This is a genomic window from Streptomyces violascens, from assembly GCF_014649955.1.
GTDB lineage: Bacteria > Actinomycetota > Actinomycetes > Streptomycetales > Streptomycetaceae > Streptomyces > Streptomyces violascens.
The window spans coordinates 164,653-184,145 of sequence record NZ_BMUA01000010.1; the positions used below are offsets into that span (position 1 = coordinate 164,653).

A 19,493-nucleotide genomic window follows, 5' to 3' on the forward strand; every position below is an offset into this window, starting at 1 on the left:
GCTCCGGCCTCGCCCTCGATGTGGTCGAGGCGTCAAGCGGACCGGGCGCCCTCATGATCAACTGCCGTGATGGCGACTCGTATGGTGCCGTCGGCCGACGGCACAACGCGGGCGAGGCTGCCATCTGCGGGGTGACGCGCCACGATCATTTCCTGATCGTTCTCCAGAGGCAGGGAGCGCACAGCCCACCCTTCTACACCAAGGCTGTCGCGCCCGCGACGTATTGCGCCCTTGAGCGCTTCCCGGCTGAGGGGCACGGTCGACCACGTGTGGTGCGTCAGCAGGTCCGTGCCGTCCTCGACGCGACTCACCCCGTCACCGGCCTGTGATTGGTGACGGACACGAAGGGCTTCGTAGATCCGGCTGGAGTGCTCCAGTACGCGACGTTCCGCGTCCGACGTCCCAGGCGGCGTCTGGTAAGCGGCCGGGTTCGCTTCCGAAGGCGTCCCTGCGCCGCCGGCGAAACACGGAGACGTGACGGAAATCGCCGCGATGCCCTCACCTGTCTCCTTGTTGGTCGGGCCGATGATGCCGTCCATCCTGAAATCGTCGGTGGGCGTGCGCATGAAGAACTTGGGGAACGGAACGCTCCAGTCGGCGTCGGGAGAGGTAAATGTGTACCCCTCCTTGACCCAGGCGTCGCGAGCATGGCGGAGCAACCGCTTGGCTTCGCTTCCTGGCACATCGGTCAACTGGTACGTGAGCGCGACCTGCTTACGCCCGCTTGAGCTGGAGTTGTCATCGGCCAAGCACGGGCCCACTGGCAGGGGGCCGATCCGCTTCAGCTTCGGCTTGGGCAGCATCCCGTCCACGGCTTGGTGGATGATCTCCTCTGCCCGCTTGGTCGCTTGCTGCTCATCCATGTTGCCGGCCCGATTCTGTGGGGTCTTGTCGCTCTGGCGGCTGTGGCCGCTGTCTCCGTTTCCGCATGCCGCTGCTCCCACCATCATGAGCAGGATCGTCGCTGTCATTACAGCTGAGCGCAGCCTCACGGCTTTCCTCCGGTCGCGATCGTTGCCATGTTTGCGAGCGATTCGCCCTCCCAGTACTGCGAGTGAGCGGGCATGAACCCATCCGCCCCCGGCAGTTTCCCGTCCGCGACATGGAACGTCTGCCCTCCGAAGTCGTCGGACGTGGGGTCGTTGCCGTAGAGGATCGAGTGATCGTCGAAGAGATGCATGTACTCCTTGGGGTTGAGAGGGGCCAAGAAGCCTGCCGGTGGTGGAGCGAGATTGATGAGGTCGTTCTTCGCTGTGGCCGCCCAGACGTGGTCGGCCGGGATGTTCAGGTCCTTCGCATGGTTCACCCCCACTCCCGGACTGCCCACCATGATCGCGTTGTCGACCGGTATATCGGGATGGTCGCGCAAGGCCTCACCCGCTACGAGGGAACCGTAACTGTGGCCGATGACAGTTGAATTCACGTTGCCACCATGGGCCGCGTCCACCCCGGTGAGGAAGTCACTCAGCGGATCTTTCGCAGCATCGGCAAACTTGGGATCCCTGGCATCGCCCATGACGTCCTGTGGCGCGTCATAGCCGAGCCACATGATGGAAGCTGTGGTGTGCAAGGGGTCGGTGGCCGCCGCCTTGGTCTGCAACTGCTCGGCACGATGTATCGCCCCGTCGATTTCAGCGAGGTTCGCGCCAGTACCCGGGACATACGTCGCCACGTTGTCAGCCGTATCCGGGTTGCCGATCGACATGATGACGTGGCCCAGCTTCTTGTCGTCGAACCCCAGCAGATAGGGACGAGTCGTCGAGTCCCCGTTGTAGTTGTCGTATCGCTTCTGGATCTGTCCCATGGCTTTGACCGCATCGGTCAGCTGGTCCCTACGATCCCCGTACTTGTTGTTCCACGCCACCCATTCGTCGGTATAAACCTTCGTGGCGAGGCCACCAGACGTGATGTAGGTGTACTTGTTCCCGGGCTCCGAGGGAATCGAAGCCAGCTCCAGCTGGTCCTGGGCGCGCTTTTCAGTGAGGATCGAGCGGTTGGCCTCGTCGCGTACGTCCGCGGGCAGCCCGTTCAGGGCGCCGATCGTGTCGGGGTGGACCGACAGGTAAGCGGAGCGCTCCTCGGCACTGAGGGACTTCCACCACTCCGCGTTCTGTTTCGGAGTCCCATGATTCGGCGGAGCCGCAACGGAGCGGCAATACGGTCCGCGCACTCCTGGGCGAGGCGGAAGCCCGGGTTGGGGTCGAAGTTGGCCGCTTGGCGGTTGATCGCCTGGGCGGTGGGGTCTGTCAGTCCAGTCGTCTTGCCGCCTGGAGAAGGCGTGGGGGCACCCGGTTTGCCGCCTGCCGGATAACTCACGGAACCGTCCGAGTTCACTGTGAGCTTGTTGGCTTCAGCGTCGGCAATTGCGGCATCCAGCTTTTTCTTCGCGGCCTCGATGTCATGCGAAAACCCATTCAGGGCTGCGCTGATCAGCCCGCATTCAGCCTGGGTGTACTGAAAATTTTCTATCAACTGCTGAATCTGCCCGATCGCCGCGGTCGCAGCATCACCGAAAAGGGCCTCATGCATTCCGGGGACGACTCGATTGGTCAAATCGTCCCTGGAAGCGCCCGCCCGGTCGCTGATGGCTCGGTAACCGTCCGCGGCCTCCGCGAATTCGTACGGTTTCAGCTTGCGTAGAGTCGCAAGGTCCATGGCTGCCGATCACCGGTTCCGCGAGTCGCCGCCGACAGCGGGCGTGTCTTGATACTTGCTCTGCACTCGCTCCAACGCGGCCGTGACCGTCTTGTCGGTCCGCAGCAGATCGTGACCTGTCTGGTCCAGAACCTCTTGGAGTGCACCACACTTCTCACTGAGGTCCCGCACATAGCGCGCCCACGATGCGTGCACCTTGTCCTGCGCCGCGGCCGTCAGGCAGCCCTCGGCCGGGCCGAGGCCCTTCTGTCCCTCACTCAGCGCGGTAAGCGCCTTCCCGAGGCCTTCGCGCTGGTCACCCACGCCGACTCCGGCCTTCACCCACGCGGCCTTGGTCGTCTTGAGTCCCCCGGTGACCTCACTCCCCGCCGACGCGTTTGCCCCGTCCGACGGAACACCATTGATCTGCATGCGGGTTGCACCGCCGCGGGCGACGGCATCGGCCTTGAGCTGTTCCCACTCGTCCCACGCCATGCGCAGTTCCCTCCCCCGTGGCCCCGGGTCCCGCGTCGGGGACGCCCCGTTCGGCCGGTGCACTCATCGACCTTGCTGCCGCACACATTACAAAACAGCCGTTCCCCAACCGCCTGTGCGATCACTCAGATCGACTGAGTATCCGTACCTAGGCCCCCACACACGACGCTGCCGTGTCCACCTGGGCACAGGTGGACACGGCAGCGTCGTGTACAGCGCTACTTGACCACGGTCAGCGGCAGCAGCTTCTTCCCCGTAGGCCCGATCTGGATCGACGTGTCCATCTGGGGGCACACCCCGCAGTCGAAGCACGGCGTCCACCGGCAGTCCTCGACCTCGGTCTCGTCGAGCGAGTCCTGCCAGTCCTCCCAGAGCCAGTCCTTGTCGAGGCCGGAGTCGAGGTGGTCCCAGGGCAGGACCTCCTCGTAGGTGCGCTCGCGGGTGGTGTACCAGTCGACGTCCACGCCGAAGGAGGGCAGCGTCTTCTCGGCGCAGGCCATCCAGCGGTCGTAGCTGAAGTGCTCGCGCCAGCCGTCGAAGCGGCCGCCGTCCTCGTAGACGGCGCGGATGACGGCGCCCACACGGCGGTCGCCGCGGGACAGGAGGCCCTCGACGATGCCGGGCTTGCCGTCGTGGTAGCGGAAGCCGATGGAGCGGCCGTACTTCTTGTCGCCGCGGATCTTGTCGCGGAGCTTGGTCAGGCGGGCGTCCGTCTCCTCGGCGGAGAGCTGCGGGGCCCACTGGAACGGGGTGTGCGGCTTCGGGACGAAACCGCCGATCGACACCGTGCAGCGGATGTCGTTCTGGCCGGACACCTCGCGGCCCTTGGCGATCACGTTGACCGCCATGTCGCCGATCTGGAGGACGTCCTCGTCGGTCTCGGTGGGCAGGCCGCACATGAAGTACAGCTTCACCTGGCGCCAGCCGTTGCCGTACGCGGTCGCGACGGTACGGATGAGGTCCTCTTCCGAGACCATCTTGTTGATGACCTTGCGCATGCGCTCGGAGCCGCCCTCGGGGGCGAACGTCAGACCCGAGCGGCGGCCGTTGCGGGTCAGCTCGTTGGCGAGGTCGACGTTGAACGCGTCCACGCGGGTCGAGGGCAGGGACAGGCCGATCTTGTCGTCCGTGTAGCGGTCCGCGAGGCCCTTGGCGATGTCGCCGATCTCGGTGTGGTCCGCGGAGGACAGCGAGAGGAGGCCGACCTCTTCGAAACCCGTGGCCTTGAGGCCCTTCTCCACCATCTCGCCGATGCCGGTGATGCTTCGCTCCCGCACGGGGCGCGTGATCATGCCGGCCTGGCAGAAGCGGCAGCCGCGGGTGCAGCCGCGGAAGATCTCCACGGACATGCGCTCGTGGACGGTCTCGGCGAGCGGGACCAGGGGCTGCTTGGGGTAGGGCCACTCGTCGAGGTCCATGACGGTGTGCTTGGACACCCGCCACGGCACGCCCGACTTGTTCGGTACGACACGCGCGATGCGGCCGTCCGGCAGGTACTCGACGTCGTAGAAGCCGGGAACGTAGACGCTGCCCGTCTTCGCGAGGCGGAAGAGGACCTCTTCGCGGCCGCCGGGGCAGCCCTCGGCCTTCCACGCGCGGATGATCTCGGTCATGTCGAGGACGGCCTGCTCGCCGTCGCCGATGACCGCGCAGTCGATGAAGTCCGCGATCGGCTCGGGGTTGAAGGCCGCGTGGCCGCCCGCGAGGACGATCGGGTCGTCGATGGTGCGGTCCTTGGACTCCAGCGGGATGCCCGCCAGGTCGAGCGCCGTGAGCATGTTGGTGTAGCCGAGCTCGGTGGAGAAGCTGAGCCCGAACACGTCGAAGGCGCGCAGCGGGCGGTGCGAGTCCACCGTGAACTGCGGGACCTTGTGCTCGCGCATGAGCTCTTCCATGTCCGGCCACACGCTGTAGGTGCGCTCGGCGAGGACGCCCTCGCGCTCGTTCAGTACCTCGTAGAGGATCATGACGCCCTGGTTGGGCAGCCCGACCTCGTACGCGTCCGGGTACATGAGCGCCCAGCGGACGTCACACTCGTCCCAGGCCTTGACGGTGGAGTTGAGCTCACCGCCGACGTACTGGATCGGCTTCTGCACATGCGGGAGCAGCGCTTCGAGCTGTGGGAAGACGGACTCGGCAGACATCTCGACCTTCATGGGCTGGCAGGGGGGCGACTCTCTAGCGTAACGCGAGCCGGGTCGCCCCCTCGCACGACGATCATGGGGCCGTCAGGCGCTCCCGCAGCTTCGGGGCGCCGGCGCGGGCCCACACCTCGGGCAGCTCCCGCTCGCGGGCGGCCGCCGTCGCCTCCTCCTGGCCGTACAGGAGTCCCCAGGTGAACGCGGACTCGCCGGCCGCGTGGGCCTGGGCGGCGAGCGTGCGCAGGGCCTCGCGGGCGACCACGCTGTCCTGGTGGTCGCCGAGCACGTTCTGTACGGCCTTCATGCGCTTGGCGAACTTCTCGGCGGCCTTGCCGAGCGCGGGGGCGGCGGCCTCGGCGGCGTACCGGGCGCGCTTGGCGGCCTTGCGGGCCTCGTGCAGGGCGAGGTCCCGCTCGTGGCCGGGCGCGAGGCCGAGCGCGGTGTGGACGCGGCCCGCGAGCCGGTCGTAGTCCTTGAGCACGGCCTTGGGGAGTACGTCGGACACGGGCCGTTCGGCCGGCGGGAGCAGGGGCGGAGCGGCGAGCAGCGTGTCGAGGGTGCCCAGGAGGGCGAGGTAGCGCTTGCCGTCGAGTACGGCGACGGTCCTGCGGCGGGAGCCGGTGCGGCGGGCCGCCGTCCAGATGCGCAGGCGGCCGCGGACCGGGCCGAGCAGCAGGGTGCGGGGCAGGGCGGCGATGCGGGTCCGCAGGCGTTCGGTGAGGACTTCCCTGTCGCGGTCGACTCCGAGCTCGGCGGCGAGCCATTTGAGCTCCTCGCCGACGGGGTCGGTGACCCCCCGGTCGACGATCTTGGCGTACGACTTGAACGCGCTGCGCAGGCGGCGGGTGGCGACCCTCATCTGGTGGACGGAGTCCGGCAGTTCGCGCCGCACGGCGGGGTCGAGGGCGACGAGCGCGTCGCGCTGGGCGCGCAGGTAGCCGAGGACGTGGGCGCCCGCGGTGCCTTCGGCGGCGGGCTCGGCGTTCTTCGCGGCCTTGGCCGCCTTGCGCGGCTTCGGGGCCGTCTCCCGCAGGGCCCGGGCGACCTTGGAAGAGCTCGTCGAGGGCCGGATGCCCGCCTTGCGCAGCCGTTTCTCCACACCGTCCAGGATGCTCTCGTCCGCCACCCCGTCGGCGAGCTCGACCTCGATCTCGGTCCAGGCGGTGGAGGTGGAGCCTTCGCGCAGGCCCTCGGCGCGGACCGTGTCGATGCTCAGCTCGGCGAGCACGATGTGGTCGTCGGCGAGCAGATGGAGTACGTCGCGTGAGGACAGCAGGCGTACGACGGGGACGAGTTCGGCGTCGCGGACGCGGGAGCGCAGCAGGGCGGCCAGCGCGGGCGGGAGGCGGTCGGAGAGCGGGGCCCGGATCTCGTCGCGGATGCCCACGGTGACCGGGAATTTGAGGTGCCAGCCGGCGTCGTCGCCGCCCGTTCTGCGGCGCAGGGTGAGGGAGTCGGCGTCCAGGCGCAGGTCCTGGGTGTCGTAGTAGACGGCGTCGAGCTCGACGACGCCCTTGTCGACGACGCTGCCGACCCCGGGGACCCGGGTCAGGTCGGGCAGCCGCGCCTGGTCCCCGTCGGACGATGTGAACTCGAATTTCCGCTCGATCTCGCGCTTCGTGTCCGCCATGACCAGAATCTAGACGCGATCGGGCCCTGGCGGCAGGGTCCCGGACCGGCCATCTCCCGCGCCGGTCCGAAGTCCCCGTCGGCTATGCCGTTATCGGCCGCTGCACCCGGATCGACTGGAGCAGCCCTATGGCGACCCACACCGCGAACATGGACGATCCTCCATAGGAGACGAACGGCAGAGGGATGCCCGCGACCGGCATGATGCCGAGCGTCATGCCGATGTTCTCGAAGGACTGGAAGGCGAACCAGGCGATGATGCCGGCCGCGACGATGGTGCCGTACAGCTCGGTCGTCTCGCGGGCGATGCGGCAGGCGCGCCACAGGATGACGCCGATCAGCACGATGATCAGACCCGCGCCGACGAAGCCGAGTTCCTCTCCGGCGACGGTGAAGACGAAGTCCGTCTGCTGTTCGGGAACGAACTGGCCGGTGGTCTGGGAGCCCTTGAAGAGGCCGGTGCCGGTCAGGCCGCCGGAGCCGATCGCGATCCTGGCCTGGCCGGTGTTGTAGCCGACGCCGGCCGGGTCGAGCTTGGGGTTGGCGAACGCGGCGAAGCGGTTGATCTGGTACTTGTCCAGTATCCCGAGCGCGGCGACCAGGACCGCCCCGACCACACCTGCGCCGAGCAGGCCGAAGATCCAGCGGTTGGAGGCCCCCGAGGCGAGCAGCACGCCGAGGATGATCACCAGGATGACCATGGTCGAGCCGAGGTCGGGCATCAGCATGATGCAGCCGATCGGGATCACGGCGATCCCGAGGGACTTCACCACCGTACGGTGGTCCGGATGCAGTTGGTCGCCCGCGTCTACCCGGGCCGCGAGCAGCATCGCCATGCACAGGATGATCGCGATCTTCGCGAACTCGGAGGGCTGGAGGGAGAATCCGCCGCCGAGCACGATCCAGGAGTGCGCGCCGTTGACGGTGGCGCCGAGCGGCGAGAGCACCGCGAGCAGCATCAGGATCGAGAGCCCGTACAGGATGGGCACCGCGCCGCGCAGGGTGCGGTGGCCGAGCCAGATGGTGCCGACCATCAGGCAAAGCCCGATACCGGCGTTCGCGATGTGCCGGATCAGGAAGAAGTACGGGTCGCCCTGGTTGATGTTGGTGCGGTTGCGGGTGGCGGACCACACCAGGAGCGAGCCGATGAGGCAGAGCGCGAGGGCCGACAGGAGCAGCGGCCAGTCGAGCCTGCGCAGCACCGAGTCCCGTGCGGTCAGCTTGGCGAACGCGCTGCGCTCGGGGGCGTAGCGCTGGACGGAGAAACCTGCCATGGCGCTAGTCCCTCCGTGGGTTGCGGTTGTCGACGTCGGTGGCCGGAGGATTGTTGGGCTGCGGCTGTCCGCTGGGCCGCAGCGGCCGTCCGTCGGGCCCCAGCTTGTCCTTGACCCTGCCGGCGTTCGGGTCGTACGCGGTGATGGTCGGGGCGTCGATGGTGCCGTCGGCCTGGACCTTGGGCAGGCCCTGCTCGGGCTGCGGGAGCAGGGCGCGCTTGAGGTCCTGGTTTCCGGCGTCGTCGACGCCGTACATCGCCTCGTAGATCCTGCGCACGGCCTCACCGGAGGCGCCGGAACCCGTACCGGCCTGGGAGATCGTCATGACGACCGTGTAGTCCTTGGAGTACGTGGCGAGCCAGGACGTGGTCTGCTTGCCGTAGACCTCGGCGGTGCCGGTCTTGGCGTGCAGCTCGATCTTGTCCTGCGGCCAGCCCTGGAACTTCCAGGCGGCGGTACCGCTGGTGACGACGCCGGCGAGGGCCTTGTTGTAGCCGTCGATGGTGGCCTGGCTGACCGGCAGCTTTCCGTTGACCTTCGGCTTGATCTCCTGGACGGTCTTGCCGTCGGCGCTGATGATCGCCTTGCCGATGGTGGGTGCGTGTATGGTCCCCCCGTTGGCGATCGCCCCGTAGATCATGGCCTCCTGGATCGGCGTGACGAGGGTGTCGCCCTGGCCGATGGAGTAGTTGATCGCGTCGCCCTCGCGCATCTTGTTGCCTTCGAGGCAGTTCTCGTACGCGATCTTCTCGACGTAGGTGCCGTCCTTCTTGCCGGACTTGCACCAGGTGTCCTTCATCGCGAGGAAGAGGTTCTCCTTCCACTGGCGGTCCGGGACGCGGCCGGTGACCTCGTTGGGGAGGTCCACGCCGGTGGCCTTGCCGAGGCCGAACTGGTGGGCCGCCTTGTAGAAGTAGTCCTTGGGCTGGCCCGGCTTCGGGTTGATGCCGCCGTCCTTCTTCCACTCGTTGTCGGCGAGTCCGTAGAAGACGGTGTCGCAGGACACCTCCAGGGCGCGGCCGAGCGAGATGGGGCCGAAGCTCTCACCCTCGAAGTTCTTGAAGACCTGTCCGCCCACCGAGTAAGAGCTGGTGCACGGGTAGCCGCCGTCCCACTTGTAGCCGGCCTCGACGGCGGCGGCCGTGGAGACCACCTTGAACGTCGAGCCGGGCGCGGCCTGACCCTGTATGGCCCGGTTCAGCAGCGGGTAGTCGCTTTCCTTGCCGGTGAGCTGCTGGTAGTCCTTGCCGGAGATGCCGCCGACCCACACGTTCGGGTCGTACGTCGGCGCCGAGGCCATGGCGACGATGCGGCCGGTCTTGGCCTCCATCACGACGACCGCGCCGGAGTCGGCCTTGTAGTTCTCGTTGGTGATCTTGTCGAACTGCTTGCGGGCCTCGACCATCGCGTTGTTCAGCTCGTACTCGGCGACGGCCTGCACGCGTGCGTCTATCGACGTGACGACGTTGGAGCCGGGCTGGGCCTTGTCGCTCTGCGCCTGTCCGATGACGCGCCCGAGGTTGTCGACCTCGTACCGGGTGATGCCGGCCTTGCCGCGCAGCTGCTTGTCGTAGGTGCGCTCCAGGCCGGAGCGGCCGACCTGGTCGGAGCGCAGGTAGGGCGAGTCGGTGTCCTTCGCCTTGGTGATCTCGTCGTCGGTGACGGGCGAGAGGTAGCCGAGCACCTGGGCGGTGTTGGACTTGCCGGGCCCGGGGTAGCGGCGTACGGCGGTGGGGTCGGCGGTGATGCCGGGGAAGTCCTCGGAGCGTTCGCGGATCTGGAGGGCCTGCTGGGTGGTGGCCTTGTCGGTGACCGGGATCGGCTGGTAGGGCGAGCCGTTCCAGCAGGGCTTGGGGGTCTTGGCGTCGCAGAGCCTGACCTTGTCCATGACGTCCTGCGGCTTCATGCCGAGAACGGCGGCGAGCCGGGTCAGGACGGCCTTGCCCTTGTCGGGCATCTTCGAGAGGTCGGTGCGCGAGGCGGAGACCACGAGGCGGGTCTCGTTGTCGGCGAGCGGCACACCGCGGGCGTCGAGGATCGAGCCGCGCACGGCGGGCTGGACGACCTGCTGGACGTGGTTGTTCTTGGCCTCGTCCTCGTACTCCTGGCCGTTGCGGATCTGCAGGTACCACAGGCGTCCGCCCAGCGTGAGCAGGAGGGAGAACACCAGGACCTGGATGATGATGAGCCGGATCTGCACCCGGGGGGTGCGGCCGGTCTCGGGGATGTTGCTCATGCCGCGGTGACCCCCTGGTTCACAGTCGCTTGACGCCCTTGATCCGGCCCGCGCGGGCCGCTCTGTTCTTCGCCGCCTTGACCCGCAGGCCGCCGCGCTGGCCGCCGATGCGCAGGCCGGTGCCGCCGGAGAGCCAGCCGGAGGTGATGTCGCTCCTGGGGCTGCCGTTGGCGGTGGTCTCGACGAGCGGGTCGTTCTCCGCGCGCCGGGCGATCGCCATGATCAGCGGCACGACGAAGGGCGCGAGCAGCAGGTCGTACACGGCGGCCGTGAACAACAGGCTGGGCAGGCCGACATGGCGGGCCGCGCCGTCCCCGACGAGTGCGCCGACCAGCGCGTAGAGCAGCGTCGAGCCGATGGCCGCGCCGACCACCACCAGCATCGGCCCGGCCGCCGTGCGCAGCCGCCCGTGGTCGGGCTTGGCCAGGCCCGCGAGGTAGCCGATCACACAGAGCACGAGTGCGTAGCGCCCGGCCGCGTGGTCGGCGGGCGGGGCGAGGTCGGCGAGCAGACCGGCACCGAATCCGACGAAGGCCCCGCCGAGGTGGCCGTAGACCAGGGCCAGACCGAGGACGGTGAGGAGCATCAAGTCCGGTACGGCGCCCGGGAGTTGGAGGCGGGCGAGGACGCTCACCTGGATGACGAGGGCGACGACGATCAGGGCGGCGGAGAGGATGACCCTGTTGAAACGCATCTGGATCAGCTCCTACTGGTCGCCGTCGGCACTGGCATTGCCGTTGGGATCACCGTTCGGATGGGGATTGGGCGGATTCGGATTGGCGTTCGCGGCCGGGGGGTTCGCGTTGGCCGCCGGAGGGTTCGGGATCCCGTTCGGAACGGGGTTGCCGTCGGGGTTCGCGTTCTGGTCGGCGATGTTGGTGTTGCCCTGGCCGTTGGGGGACGGGGTGGCCGTGACGGTGACCGTGGGGGTCGGCGTCGGCTTGGGCTTGGCGGGCAGCACCTCGTCGCGCGGGTCGGTGCGCGGGGCCTGGACGACGACGCCGACGATGTCGAGCTTGGTGAAGCCGACGAAGGGGCGTACGTAGATGGTGCGCGTGAGGGCGCCGCCCGAGGGGTCGACCCGGACGACCTCACCGACCGGGACGCCCGGCACGAACGGCTTGTCGGCCTGCGAACCGAAGGTCACCAGGCGGTCGCCGGGGTTGACCTTGGCCTTGCCGTTGAGCAGCTGCACCGAAAGCGGCCGGTCGCCGTGGCCGGTGGCGAAGCCCAGCTCGTCGCTGTTCTCCATCCGGGTGCCGACGGTGAAGTCGGGGTCGTTGGCGAGCAGTACGGTCGCGGTGGAGGGGCCGACGGTGGTGACCCGGCCGACCAGGCCGTCGCCGTTGAGCACCGTCATGTCGCGCTTGATGCCGTCGTTGGACCCGGCGTCGATGGTGACCGTCCAGGAGAAGCCCTGGGCCGCTCCTATGGCGACGACCTGGGCGGCCTTGATGCCGTACTGGCCCTCCCCCGCGGTCTTCAGCATCGAGTCGAGCTGGTTCAGGCGGCTGCGGTTGCGGGCGTCACTGCCGAGCTTCTGCTTGAGCGCCTCGTTCTCGGCCTGCAGGGTGGAAATCTTGTCGTGGCGCTTGCCCGAGTCGCGTACCGCGCCGATCGCGTTGCCGACCGGGTCCACGGCTGCCGCGACCCCGTTCTCCACCGGCCCGAAGACCGCGGCGGCGGCCTGCCGGGCGCCGTCCACCGGTGAATTCGCCCCGCCTCTGATATCGACCGTGATCAGCGCGAACGCTACGGCGATCAGCAGCACCAGGAGCAGCCGGCTCTCTCGTGTGTCCCTCACGTGCGGCGGCCGTGCCTTCCTCGTAGGAATGTGGGTGATCTACAAGATCTCTTCGATCTGTATATCAACGATCCGCCGTACGAGTTGGCAGTGACCCGTACGGCGGACAGCAGGCCCCAGGGGCTACCTGCGGGGCTGCGCGTCGAGCACCTGCTGGAGCGCCTCGAACTCCTCGACGCACTTGCCGGAGCCCAGGGCCACCGAGTCGAGCGGGTCCTCGGCGATGTGGATCGGCATGCCCGTCTCGCGGCGCAGTCTCTCGTCCAGGCCGCGCAGCAGGGCGCCGCCGCCGGTGAGGACGATGCCGCGGTCCATGATGTCGCCGGAGAGCTCCGGCGGGCACTTGTCGAGGGTCGTCTTCACGGCGTCGACGATGGCGTTGACGGGCTCCTCGATCGCCTTGCGCACCTCGGCGGCGGAGATCACGACGGTCTTCGGCAGGCCGGAGACGAGGTCGCGGCCGCGGATCTCGGTGTGCTCGTCCTTGTCGAGGTCGTACGCCGAACCGATCGTGATCTTGATCTGTTCCGCGGTCCGCTCGCCGAGGAGGAGGGAGTACTCCTTCTTGATGTGCTGGATGATCGCGTTGTCGAGCTCGTCGCCCGCGACCCGGATGGACTGCGCGGTGACGATGCCGCCGAGCGAGATCACGGCGACCTCGGTGGTGCCGCCGCCGATGTCGACGACCATGTTGCCGGTGGCCTCGTGGACGGGCAGGCCCGAGCCGATGGCCGCGGCCATCGGCTCCTCGATGATGTGCACCTGACGGGCGCCGGCCTGGGTGGACGCTTCGATGACGGCGCGGCGCTCGACTCCCGTGATGCCCGAGGGCACGCAGACCACGACGCGCGGGCGGGCCAGGTACCGACGCTTGTGGATCTTCAGGATGAAGTAGCGGAGCATCCGCTCGGTGATCTCGAAGTCGGCGATCACGCCGTCCTTCAGCGGCCGTACGGCAACGATGTTGCCCGGCGTACGGCCGATCATCTTCTTGGCCTCGGCGCCGACCGCGAGGATCCCGCCGGTGTTGGTGTTGATGGCGACGACGGACGGCTCGTTCAGGACGATTCCGCGGCCCCTGACGTACACCAGCGTGTTGGCGGTCCCGAGGTCGACAGCCATGTCACGGCCGATGAACGACATTTTGTTGCTCCCCATGAGGATGCGTCCGGCCTTCCCTAATCGAGCGTTGACGGCTTCTCAGGTCGGCGAGGTGGGTGCGTTGAGCGCGAGGCTCCATCGTAGTCCGGCCTGCACGGACACGGCGCGTTGGTCCACCTCAGTATTGGTGACGTCTTGTCGGGGCGATGCGTTCCCGAAGTCGCCCCGCATATGCCGGGGGGCGACCGAAATTCCTTCGGTCGCCCCAGGTCATGAGCGCTATATGGCTGACATTGCGTCAGGAAATGCTCAGCCGCGGCCCGGGAAGAAGATCTTCAGTTCTCGCTCCGCGGACTCCTCGGAGTCCGAGGCGTGGATGAGGTTCTCCCGGACGATGGTCCCGAAGTCGCCACGGATCGAACCGGGGGCCGCCGCGATCGGGTCGGTGGGACCCGCCAACTGGCGTACGCCCTCGATGACGCGCTCACCCTCGACCACCAGGGCGACGACCGGGCCCGAGGCCATGAACGCCACGAGCGGCTCGTAGAAAGGCTTGCCCTTGTGCTCGCCGTAGTGCTGCTCCAGCGTGTCCTGATCCAGGGTGCGCAGTTCAAGAGCGGTGATCTGCCAGCCGGCCTTGCGCTCGATGCGGCCGATGATCTCGCCGACCAGCGAGCGGCGGACGGCGTCCGGCTTGAGGAGGACGAGGGTGCGCTGCGTCATGGTGTACGGCTCCTTGGCAAACGTGTGCGGTCCGCCGAGATTACCGGGTGTAGCTGAAGTGCTGTCACCCGGTCCCGCCGCCCGCCCGCTAGGCCTGAGGCTGGGCCTCGGCCTGGGCCGCGAACCTGGCCTTCGCCTCGTCGATCTTGCGGCCGTAGTGGACCGAGGCCCACCACAGCGCCGCGAAGAGGGCGCCCATGAAGAACATCAGCGGGACGGCGAAACCGCTCGCGATCAGCGCGATCTGGAGCGCCCAGCCGAGCTCGACCCCGCCGCGCCGGCCCAGCGTCCCGCAGAGCAGCACCGAAAGCAGCATGCCGATGCCGCACACCGTCCACACGGTGGTGGCGGCGAGGTCCGGGTCCTTCATGGCGACCAGGCCCGCGAAGGCGATGACGAAGAATTCACCGATCAGGGTGGACGCGCAGAGCGTACGCATCGGCTCAGCCCCTCTTCAGCAGCAGCCGGGCGTCGCCGACCGTGAACACGGAGCCGGTGACGAGGACGCCCGCGCCCGCGTACTCGTCCTCCTCCTCGGCCAGGGTGATGGCGGCCTCGATGGCGTCGTCCAGACGGGGCTCGACCACGACCCGCTCGTCGCCGAACACCTCGACGGCGAGCGCCGCCAACTCGTCCACGTCCATGGAGCGGCCGGAGGCGTTGGTGGTGACGACGATCTCGGCGAAGACCGGCTCGAACGCTTCGAGCAGGCCCTTCACGTCCTTGTCGGCGCTGGCGGCGACCACGCCGATCAGACGCGAGAAGCCGAACGCCTCGGTCAGGCCGTCCGCGGTGGCGCGGGCGCCGGCCGGGTTGTGCGCGGCGTCCAGGACGATGGTCGGCGAGCGGCGCACGACCTCCAGGCGGCCCGGCGAGACGACGGAGGCGAACGCCTTGCGGACGGTGTCGATGTCGAGCGGGCCGGCCTGCTGCGAGCCGACGCCGAAGAACGCCTCGACCGCGGCGAGCGCCACCGCCGCGTTGTGCGCCTGGTGGGCTCCGTACAGCGGGAGGAAGACCTCCTCGTACTCGCCGCCGAGGCCCCGCAGCGTCAGGAGCTGGCCGCCGACGGCGACTTCGCGGCCGACGATGCCGAACTCCATGCCCTCGCGGGCCACGGTGGCGTCCGTCTCGACGGCCTTCTTCAGCATGACCTGCGCCGCGTCGACCGGCTGCTGGGCCAGGATCACGGTCGCGCCCTGCTTGATGATGCCGGACTTCTCCACGGCGATCTCGGCGGGCGTGTTGCCGAGCCGGTCGGTGTGGTCGAGGTCTATGGGGGTGACGACGGCGACGCCCGCGTCGATGACGTTCGTGGCGTCCCACGTGCCGCCCATACCGACCTCGACGACCGCCACGTCCACCGGGGCGTCCGCGAAGGCCGCGTACGCCATGCCGGTGAGGACCTCGAAGAAGGAGAGCCGGAACTCCTCCTTGGCGTCCACCATCTCGACGTACGGCTTGATGTCCTCATACGTCTCGATGAAGCGCTCGGCGGGGATCGGCAGGCCGTCCAGGCTGATCCGCTCGGTGATCGACTGGACGTGCGGCGAGGTGTAGCGGCCGGTGCGCAGCTCGAAGGCGCCGAGCAGGGCCTCGATCATGCGGGCGGTGGAGGTCTTGCCGTTGGTGCCGGTGATGTGGATCGTCGGGTAGGCGCGCTGCGGCTCTCCGAGGACGTCCATGAGGGCGGCGATGCGGCGGACGGACGGCTCCAGCTTGGTCTCGCCCCAGCGGCCCGCGAGCTCGGTCTCGACCGCGCGCAGCGCCGCGTCCACCTCGGGGTCGGCGGGGCGGGCGGGCACGGCCTCGCCCTGGGGCACGCCGCCGTGGGTGCGCAGGGTGCGGCTGCCGGCCTCGATCACCGCCAGGTCGGGGTCTCGATCGGTTTCGGCTTCGACGATTCCGTCGAAGTCATCGGCTTCACTGCGGTCGGGCTGCTCGGTCACGGGACCAGTCTACGGAGGGGCACCGACAGGACCTTGGACCCGCCCCTTTCGGGACGTTCGACCCCCGGGTCCCGCAGACTCTCCGGGCAAACTTGGCGATCATGGACATAGGGATCGACCTCGGGACCGCCAACACCCTGCTGTACGCCAGGGGGCAGGGCATCGTGCTCAACGAGCCGTCCGTGGTGGCGATGAAGGAGGGCGGCCGCACGGCGCTCGCCGTCGGCACGGAGGCCAAGGAGACCATCGGCCGCACGCCCGGTTCGATCACCGCGATCCGGCCGCTGCGGGACGGCGTGATCAGCGACTACGAGGCGGCGGAGGAAATGATCCGCCACTTCGTGAAGAAGGCGGTGCCGGGACGCCGCCCGCGCACCCGCATGGTGGTGTGCGTGCCGAGCGGGGTGACGCCGGTGGAGCGGCGCGCGATCGTGCACGCCGCGCAGCGGTCCGGCGCGAAGGCCGTGCACCTCATCGAGGAGCCGATGGCGGCGGCGATCGGGGCCGGGCTCCCGGTGGCCGAGCCGCGCGGCTCGATGGTGGTGGACATCGGCGGCGGCACCACCGAGGTCGCCGTGATCTCGCTCGGCGGCATCGTGACCGCGCAGTCCCTTCGGGTGGGCGGCGACCGCCTGGACACCGCGATCACCGACTACGTACGCAAGGAGCACTCGCTCCTCATAGGCGAGCGCACCGCCGAGGACGTCAAGTGCGCGATCGGGTCGGCCTGGCCGGTGCCGGGCAATGAGGAGCTGGAGGAGCTGACCTTCGCGGTCCGGGGCCGCGAGAAGGTGGGCGGCCTGCCCAAGACGCTCCGGCTCACCGCGCGCGAGGTGCGGGCCGCGCTCGACGAGCCGGTCGAGTCGATCATCGCGGCGGTGCGGGTGACCCTGGAGGAGTGCCCGCCGGAGCTGTCCGGCGACGTGATGGAGCACGGCATCGTGCTGACCGGTGGCGGTGCGCTCCTTCCGGGCCTGGATCTGCGCCTCGCGTCGGCGACCGGCATCCCGGTGTTCGTGGCGGACAACCCGCTGGACTGCGTGGCGCTCGGCTCGGGCAAGTGTGTGGAGGACTTCGACCAGCTCCAGAAGCTGCTGGTCGGCGCGTAGGGGCGCCGCTTCGGGCCGGGATCCCCCCAGGGGTCCCGGCCCGTCGTCGTTCCCGAGTCCGTCCACCCGGTGCAGGCCCGAAGACACCTCCAGTACGCCGTACGCCCTTGCGCACACTGTTCGCAGAGTCGTACAGTGTTCTCGTCGGTCTCACCACCGCGCACCGAACGCCGCCCCGGAAGGAGCCCCCGATGAGTGCACTCGCACTGTCCGTCCTGCTCTCCCTCGTCTCCGCCGTGGCGTACGCGGGCGGCGCGATCATGCAGGAGCGGGTCGCGGAGGCGACCGCCGGGAGCGCGGCCGCGCGCCGGGCCCGCTGGGTGATCGCGATCGGGCTCAACGGCCTGGGCGCGCTGCTCCACGTGGTGGCCCTGGCCTGCGGCCCGCTCAGCCTGGTCCAGCCGCTCGGCGCGCTCACCATCGTCTTCGCCCTGCCGATGGCCGCGCTGTTCGTACGCCGCCGGGCCGGCGCCGCCGCCTGGCGCGGGGCGGTCATGGCGACGGTGGGCCTGGCCGGGCTGCTCTCGCTGACCGGCAGCGCCGACTCCTCCTCGCTCGGCGGCGCCCAGCGCATCGCGGTCGCCCTCACCACCTTCGTCGTGATCGGCGCCCTGATGATGGCCGCCCGCACCGCCGGACGCCCCGTCCTGCGCAGCGTGCTGCTCGCCACGGCGGCCGGGATCGCCTTCGGCATGGGCTCGGTGTTCACCAAGCTGGTGGCGGTCGACTGGGCGAGCGGATCCGTCGTCGAGCAGCTGCCGAGCCTGGCCGTGATCGCGGTCCTCGCCACGGCGGGCACCCTGGTCTCGCAGGCCGCCTACCGAGGCGCCGGCCTCGCCACCCCGCTGGCCGTGGTCACGGTGGCCAACCCGGTGATCGCCGCCGCCGTCGGCCTCGCCCTGTTCGGCGAGAGCTTCCGGTACGGGACCACGGGCACGCTGCTCGCGCTGGCCTGCGGCGCGGTCGTGATGGGCGGGCTCACCCTGCTGACGACGGACGGCACCCAGAACGCCCCCGCCCGGCTCCCGGTCCCGCAGCGGCTGCCCGTCGACATCCACTCGCTGATCCAGCTGCCCTCGACGGCCGGGGCGGCGGCCTGAGCGCCCGTGCCCGCACCCCGGCCGGAAGCGTCAGCCGACCGCCCCGGCCGGAAGCGTCGCCCGCACCTCATAGGTCGTGTCCGTACGGGTCGTGGCGAGCGAGCCACCCATGCTCTCCACCCGCTCCCGCATCGAGAAGGTCCCGGTCCCCGTGGAGACCGGGGCCTTCACCGGTACCGCGCGGGGCAGCGGGTTCTGGACCGTCACGACCAGGTCCCCCGCCGCGAGCCGGATCGTCACCGCGACCGGCTCGCCCTGGGCGTGCTTGACCGAGTTCGTCAGGCACTCCTGGACCACCCGGTAGACCGCCGCCTGGCGCAGCGGGGACACCCGGTGCGCGGCCGGCTCGATGTCCAGGCCGACCGGGGTGCCCGCGCTCCGGCTCTCCTCGGCGAGCGCGTGCAGGCCGTCGATGCCGGGCGTGGCCGTGCGCTCGTCCGCGCGCCGCACGATGATCTCGTTCAGCATGAGATGGGCCCGGCGCGCGGTGTCGGCGAGCTCCTCGAAGTCCTTGTGGTGCGGCTCGTTCCTGGCCCGCATCGCGAGCACCTCGGAACGCACCGCGAGCATCGTCAGCTCCCGGCCCACCATGTCGTGCACGTCCCGGGCCACCGAGACCCGCTCGACCTGCACGGCCTGCAGGGCCGCGTGCTCGGCACGCTGGGCCTCCAGCTCGCGTACGAGGTCGTGGCGGTAGGCCGAGATGCCGACGCCCGAGGCGAGCACCCCCACCGGCACCACGATCGCCAGGAACGAACTCAGCGTCTCGCCCCGGGTGTCGGGCCAGCCCGGCAGGTTGAACAGGGCGTACGCCACCGCGATGTACCCGCACGTGGCGATGATGCCCGCGCGCCGCCCCCGGAAGCGGCCGAGCGAATACAGCGCGAACTGCACCAGGTTCAGCTGGTGCAGCCAGCCCAGGAATACCAGCGAGACCAGATACGGCAACCACGGCCAGCGGCGCCGGAAGAGCAGGGTCGCCGCGCCGAGGGCGAGGACGGGCGGCGCGGTGTAGCTGCTGAGGGAGTTGTCGGCCTTGGCCAGGCCCGGCACGTCCAGGACCATCAGGCCGAAGCAGCTCAGCGCGATCAGCACGTCCAGGGCGCGCTCCTCGCCCACCCAGCGCGCGCTCGCGGCACGCGCCGCCGCCAGCGCGCGCTGCGGCGCGGAGGAGGAGGGCGGCGTGTGCATGCCCTCCATCATCCAAGGTCTTTGGACCCGAACGCCTAAGCCGAACGGCCCAAATTTAGTGATATGTCGCACGCGGCCCCTGGCCGTTCGGCCCTGCCCCGGTGGCC

Annotated in this window: 17 protein-coding genes; 3 read left to right on the forward strand and 14 right to left on the reverse strand. The window is 69.3% G+C overall.

From position 1 onward, the window contains the following. Nucleotides 1–32: 32 nt before the first annotated feature. Complete coding sequence (locus IE206_RS21330; RefSeq protein ID WP_189964358.1) at nucleotides 33–971, reverse strand: hypothetical protein; 939 nt, start codon at nucleotides 969–971, stop codon at nucleotides 33–35. A 17-nt stretch (nucleotides 972–988) separates the two neighbouring features. Continuing rightward, nucleotides 989–2,170: an alpha/beta hydrolase gene (locus IE206_RS21335; RefSeq protein WP_189964359.1), complete on the reverse strand. Its 1,182-nt coding sequence runs from the start codon at nucleotides 2,168–2,170 to the stop codon at nucleotides 989–991. 44 nt (nucleotides 2,171–2,214) lie between these two features. Here IE206_RS21335 and IE206_RS21340 point away from each other — a divergent pair, with 44 nt between their 5' ends. Beyond that, the gene (locus IE206_RS21340) at nucleotides 2,215–2,640 is read left to right on the forward strand and encodes a hypothetical protein (protein WP_189964361.1); all 426 of its coding nucleotides are present in this window, start codon (nucleotides 2,215–2,217) and stop codon (nucleotides 2,638–2,640) included. Nucleotides 2,641–2,664: 24 nt separating this feature from the next. Here IE206_RS21340 and IE206_RS21345 read toward each other — a convergent pair whose 3' ends face one another. From IE206_RS21345 to folC, 11 genes are all read right to left on the reverse strand, one after another. Next, entirely contained in the window at nucleotides 2,665–3,129 is a 465-nt protein-coding gene (locus tag IE206_RS21345; protein WP_189964363.1) for a hypothetical protein, read from the reverse strand. Between the two features lie 218 nt (nucleotides 3,130–3,347). Beyond that, nucleotides 3,348–5,273: a TIGR03960 family B12-binding radical SAM protein gene (locus IE206_RS21350; RefSeq protein ID WP_189964366.1), complete on the reverse strand. Its 1,926-nt coding sequence runs from the start codon at nucleotides 5,271–5,273 to the stop codon at nucleotides 3,348–3,350. Nucleotides 5,274–5,346: 73 nt separating this feature from the next. Next, the gene (locus IE206_RS21355; protein WP_189964368.1) at nucleotides 5,347–6,900 is read right to left on the reverse strand and encodes a CYTH and CHAD domain-containing protein; all 1,554 of its coding nucleotides are present in this window, start codon (nucleotides 6,898–6,900) and stop codon (nucleotides 5,347–5,349) included. An 82-nt stretch (nucleotides 6,901–6,982) separates the two neighbouring features. Next, on the reverse strand, nucleotides 6,983–8,173 hold the full coding sequence (rodA, locus tag IE206_RS21360; RefSeq protein WP_189964371.1) for a rod shape-determining protein RodA: 1,191 nt from the start codon (nucleotides 8,171–8,173) through the stop codon (nucleotides 6,983–6,985). A gap of 4 nt (nucleotides 8,174–8,177) precedes the next feature. Further along, nucleotides 8,178–10,409, reverse strand: coding sequence for a penicillin-binding protein 2 (gene mrdA / locus IE206_RS21365; RefSeq protein WP_189964374.1), 2,232 nt, complete (start codon nucleotides 10,407–10,409; stop codon nucleotides 8,178–8,180). 19 nt (nucleotides 10,410–10,428) lie between these two features. Next, nucleotides 10,429–11,103: a rod shape-determining protein MreD gene (mreD, locus tag IE206_RS21370; protein ID WP_189964376.1), complete on the reverse strand. Its 675-nt coding sequence runs from the start codon at nucleotides 11,101–11,103 to the stop codon at nucleotides 10,429–10,431. Nucleotides 11,104–11,115: 12 nt separating this feature from the next. After that, on the reverse strand, nucleotides 11,116–12,213 hold the full coding sequence (gene mreC, locus IE206_RS21375; RefSeq protein ID WP_189964379.1) for a rod shape-determining protein MreC: 1,098 nt from the start codon (nucleotides 12,211–12,213) through the stop codon (nucleotides 11,116–11,118). A gap of 123 nt (nucleotides 12,214–12,336) precedes the next feature. Beyond that, nucleotides 12,337–13,356, reverse strand: a complete 1,020-nt coding sequence (locus tag IE206_RS21380) for a rod shape-determining protein (RefSeq protein WP_053727412.1) — start codon at nucleotides 13,354–13,356, stop codon at nucleotides 12,337–12,339. A 267-nt stretch (nucleotides 13,357–13,623) separates the two neighbouring features. Continuing rightward, nucleotides 13,624–14,037, reverse strand: a complete 414-nt coding sequence (ndk, locus tag IE206_RS21385) for a nucleoside-diphosphate kinase (protein ID WP_189964382.1) — start codon at nucleotides 14,035–14,037, stop codon at nucleotides 13,624–13,626. Nucleotides 14,038–14,125: 88 nt separating this feature from the next. Continuing rightward, nucleotides 14,126–14,476, reverse strand: a complete 351-nt coding sequence (locus IE206_RS21390) for a DUF4233 domain-containing protein (protein WP_189964384.1) — start codon at nucleotides 14,474–14,476, stop codon at nucleotides 14,126–14,128. A gap of 4 nt (nucleotides 14,477–14,480) precedes the next feature. Continuing rightward, the gene (folC, locus tag IE206_RS21395) at nucleotides 14,481–15,986 is read right to left on the reverse strand and encodes a bifunctional tetrahydrofolate synthase/dihydrofolate synthase (RefSeq protein WP_189964389.1); all 1,506 of its coding nucleotides are present in this window, start codon (nucleotides 15,984–15,986) and stop codon (nucleotides 14,481–14,483) included. 101 nt (nucleotides 15,987–16,087) lie between these two features. Between folC and IE206_RS21400 the strand changes: the two genes are divergently transcribed. Both IE206_RS21400 and IE206_RS21405 read left to right on the forward strand, forming a co-directional pair. After that, on the forward strand, nucleotides 16,088–17,095 hold the full coding sequence (locus IE206_RS21400) for a rod shape-determining protein (protein WP_189964391.1): 1,008 nt from the start codon (nucleotides 16,088–16,090) through the stop codon (nucleotides 17,093–17,095). Between the two features lie 191 nt (nucleotides 17,096–17,286). After that, on the forward strand, nucleotides 17,287–18,195 hold the full coding sequence (locus tag IE206_RS21405; RefSeq protein WP_189964393.1) for a DMT family transporter: 909 nt from the start codon (nucleotides 17,287–17,289) through the stop codon (nucleotides 18,193–18,195). Nucleotides 18,196–18,225: 30 nt separating this feature from the next. On the opposite strand, the gene IE206_RS21410 is transcribed toward IE206_RS21405, so the two are convergent. Continuing rightward, nucleotides 18,226–19,386, reverse strand: a complete 1,161-nt coding sequence (locus IE206_RS21410) for a sensor histidine kinase (protein ID WP_189964395.1) — start codon at nucleotides 19,384–19,386, stop codon at nucleotides 18,226–18,228. Nucleotides 19,387–19,493: the final 107 nt, after the last annotated feature.

Bases quoted from the DNA above. Each gene is read 5' to 3' on its own strand.
- IE206_RS21330 (WP_189964358.1), bottom strand. From the start codon at position 971: ATGACAGCGACGATCCTGCTCATGATGGTGGGAGCAGCGGCATGCGGA.
- IE206_RS21345 (WP_189964363.1), bottom strand. From the start codon at position 3,129: ATGGCGTGGGACGAGTGGGAACAGCTCAAGGCCGATGCCGTCGCCCGC.
- IE206_RS21350 (WP_189964366.1), bottom strand. From the start codon at position 5,273: ATGTCTGCCGAGTCCGTCTTCCCACAGCTCGAAGCGCTGCTCCCGCAT.
- IE206_RS21355 (WP_189964368.1), bottom strand. From the start codon at position 6,900: ATGGCGGACACGAAGCGCGAGATCGAGCGGAAATTCGAGTTCACATCG.
- rodA (WP_189964371.1), bottom strand. From the start codon at position 8,173: ATGGCAGGTTTCTCCGTCCAGCGCTACGCCCCCGAGCGCAGCGCGTTC.
- mrdA (WP_189964374.1), bottom strand. From the start codon at position 10,409: ATGAGCAACATCCCCGAGACCGGCCGCACCCCCCGGGTGCAGATCCGG.
- mreD (WP_189964376.1), bottom strand. From the start codon at position 11,103: ATGCGTTTCAACAGGGTCATCCTCTCCGCCGCCCTGATCGTCGTCGCC.
- IE206_RS21380 (WP_053727412.1), bottom strand. From the start codon at position 13,356: ATGTCGTTCATCGGCCGTGACATGGCTGTCGACCTCGGGACCGCCAAC.
- ndk (WP_189964382.1), bottom strand. From the start codon at position 14,037: ATGACGCAGCGCACCCTCGTCCTCCTCAAGCCGGACGCCGTCCGCCGC.
- IE206_RS21390 (WP_189964384.1), bottom strand. From the start codon at position 14,476: ATGCGTACGCTCTGCGCGTCCACCCTGATCGGTGAATTCTTCGTCATC.
- IE206_RS21400 (WP_189964391.1), top strand. From the start codon at position 16,088: ATGGACATAGGGATCGACCTCGGGACCGCCAACACCCTGCTGTACGCC.
- IE206_RS21405 (WP_189964393.1), top strand. From the start codon at position 17,287: ATGAGTGCACTCGCACTGTCCGTCCTGCTCTCCCTCGTCTCCGCCGTG.
- IE206_RS21410 (WP_189964395.1), bottom strand. From the start codon at position 19,386: ATGCACACGCCGCCCTCCTCCTCCGCGCCGCAGCGCGCGCTGGCGGCG.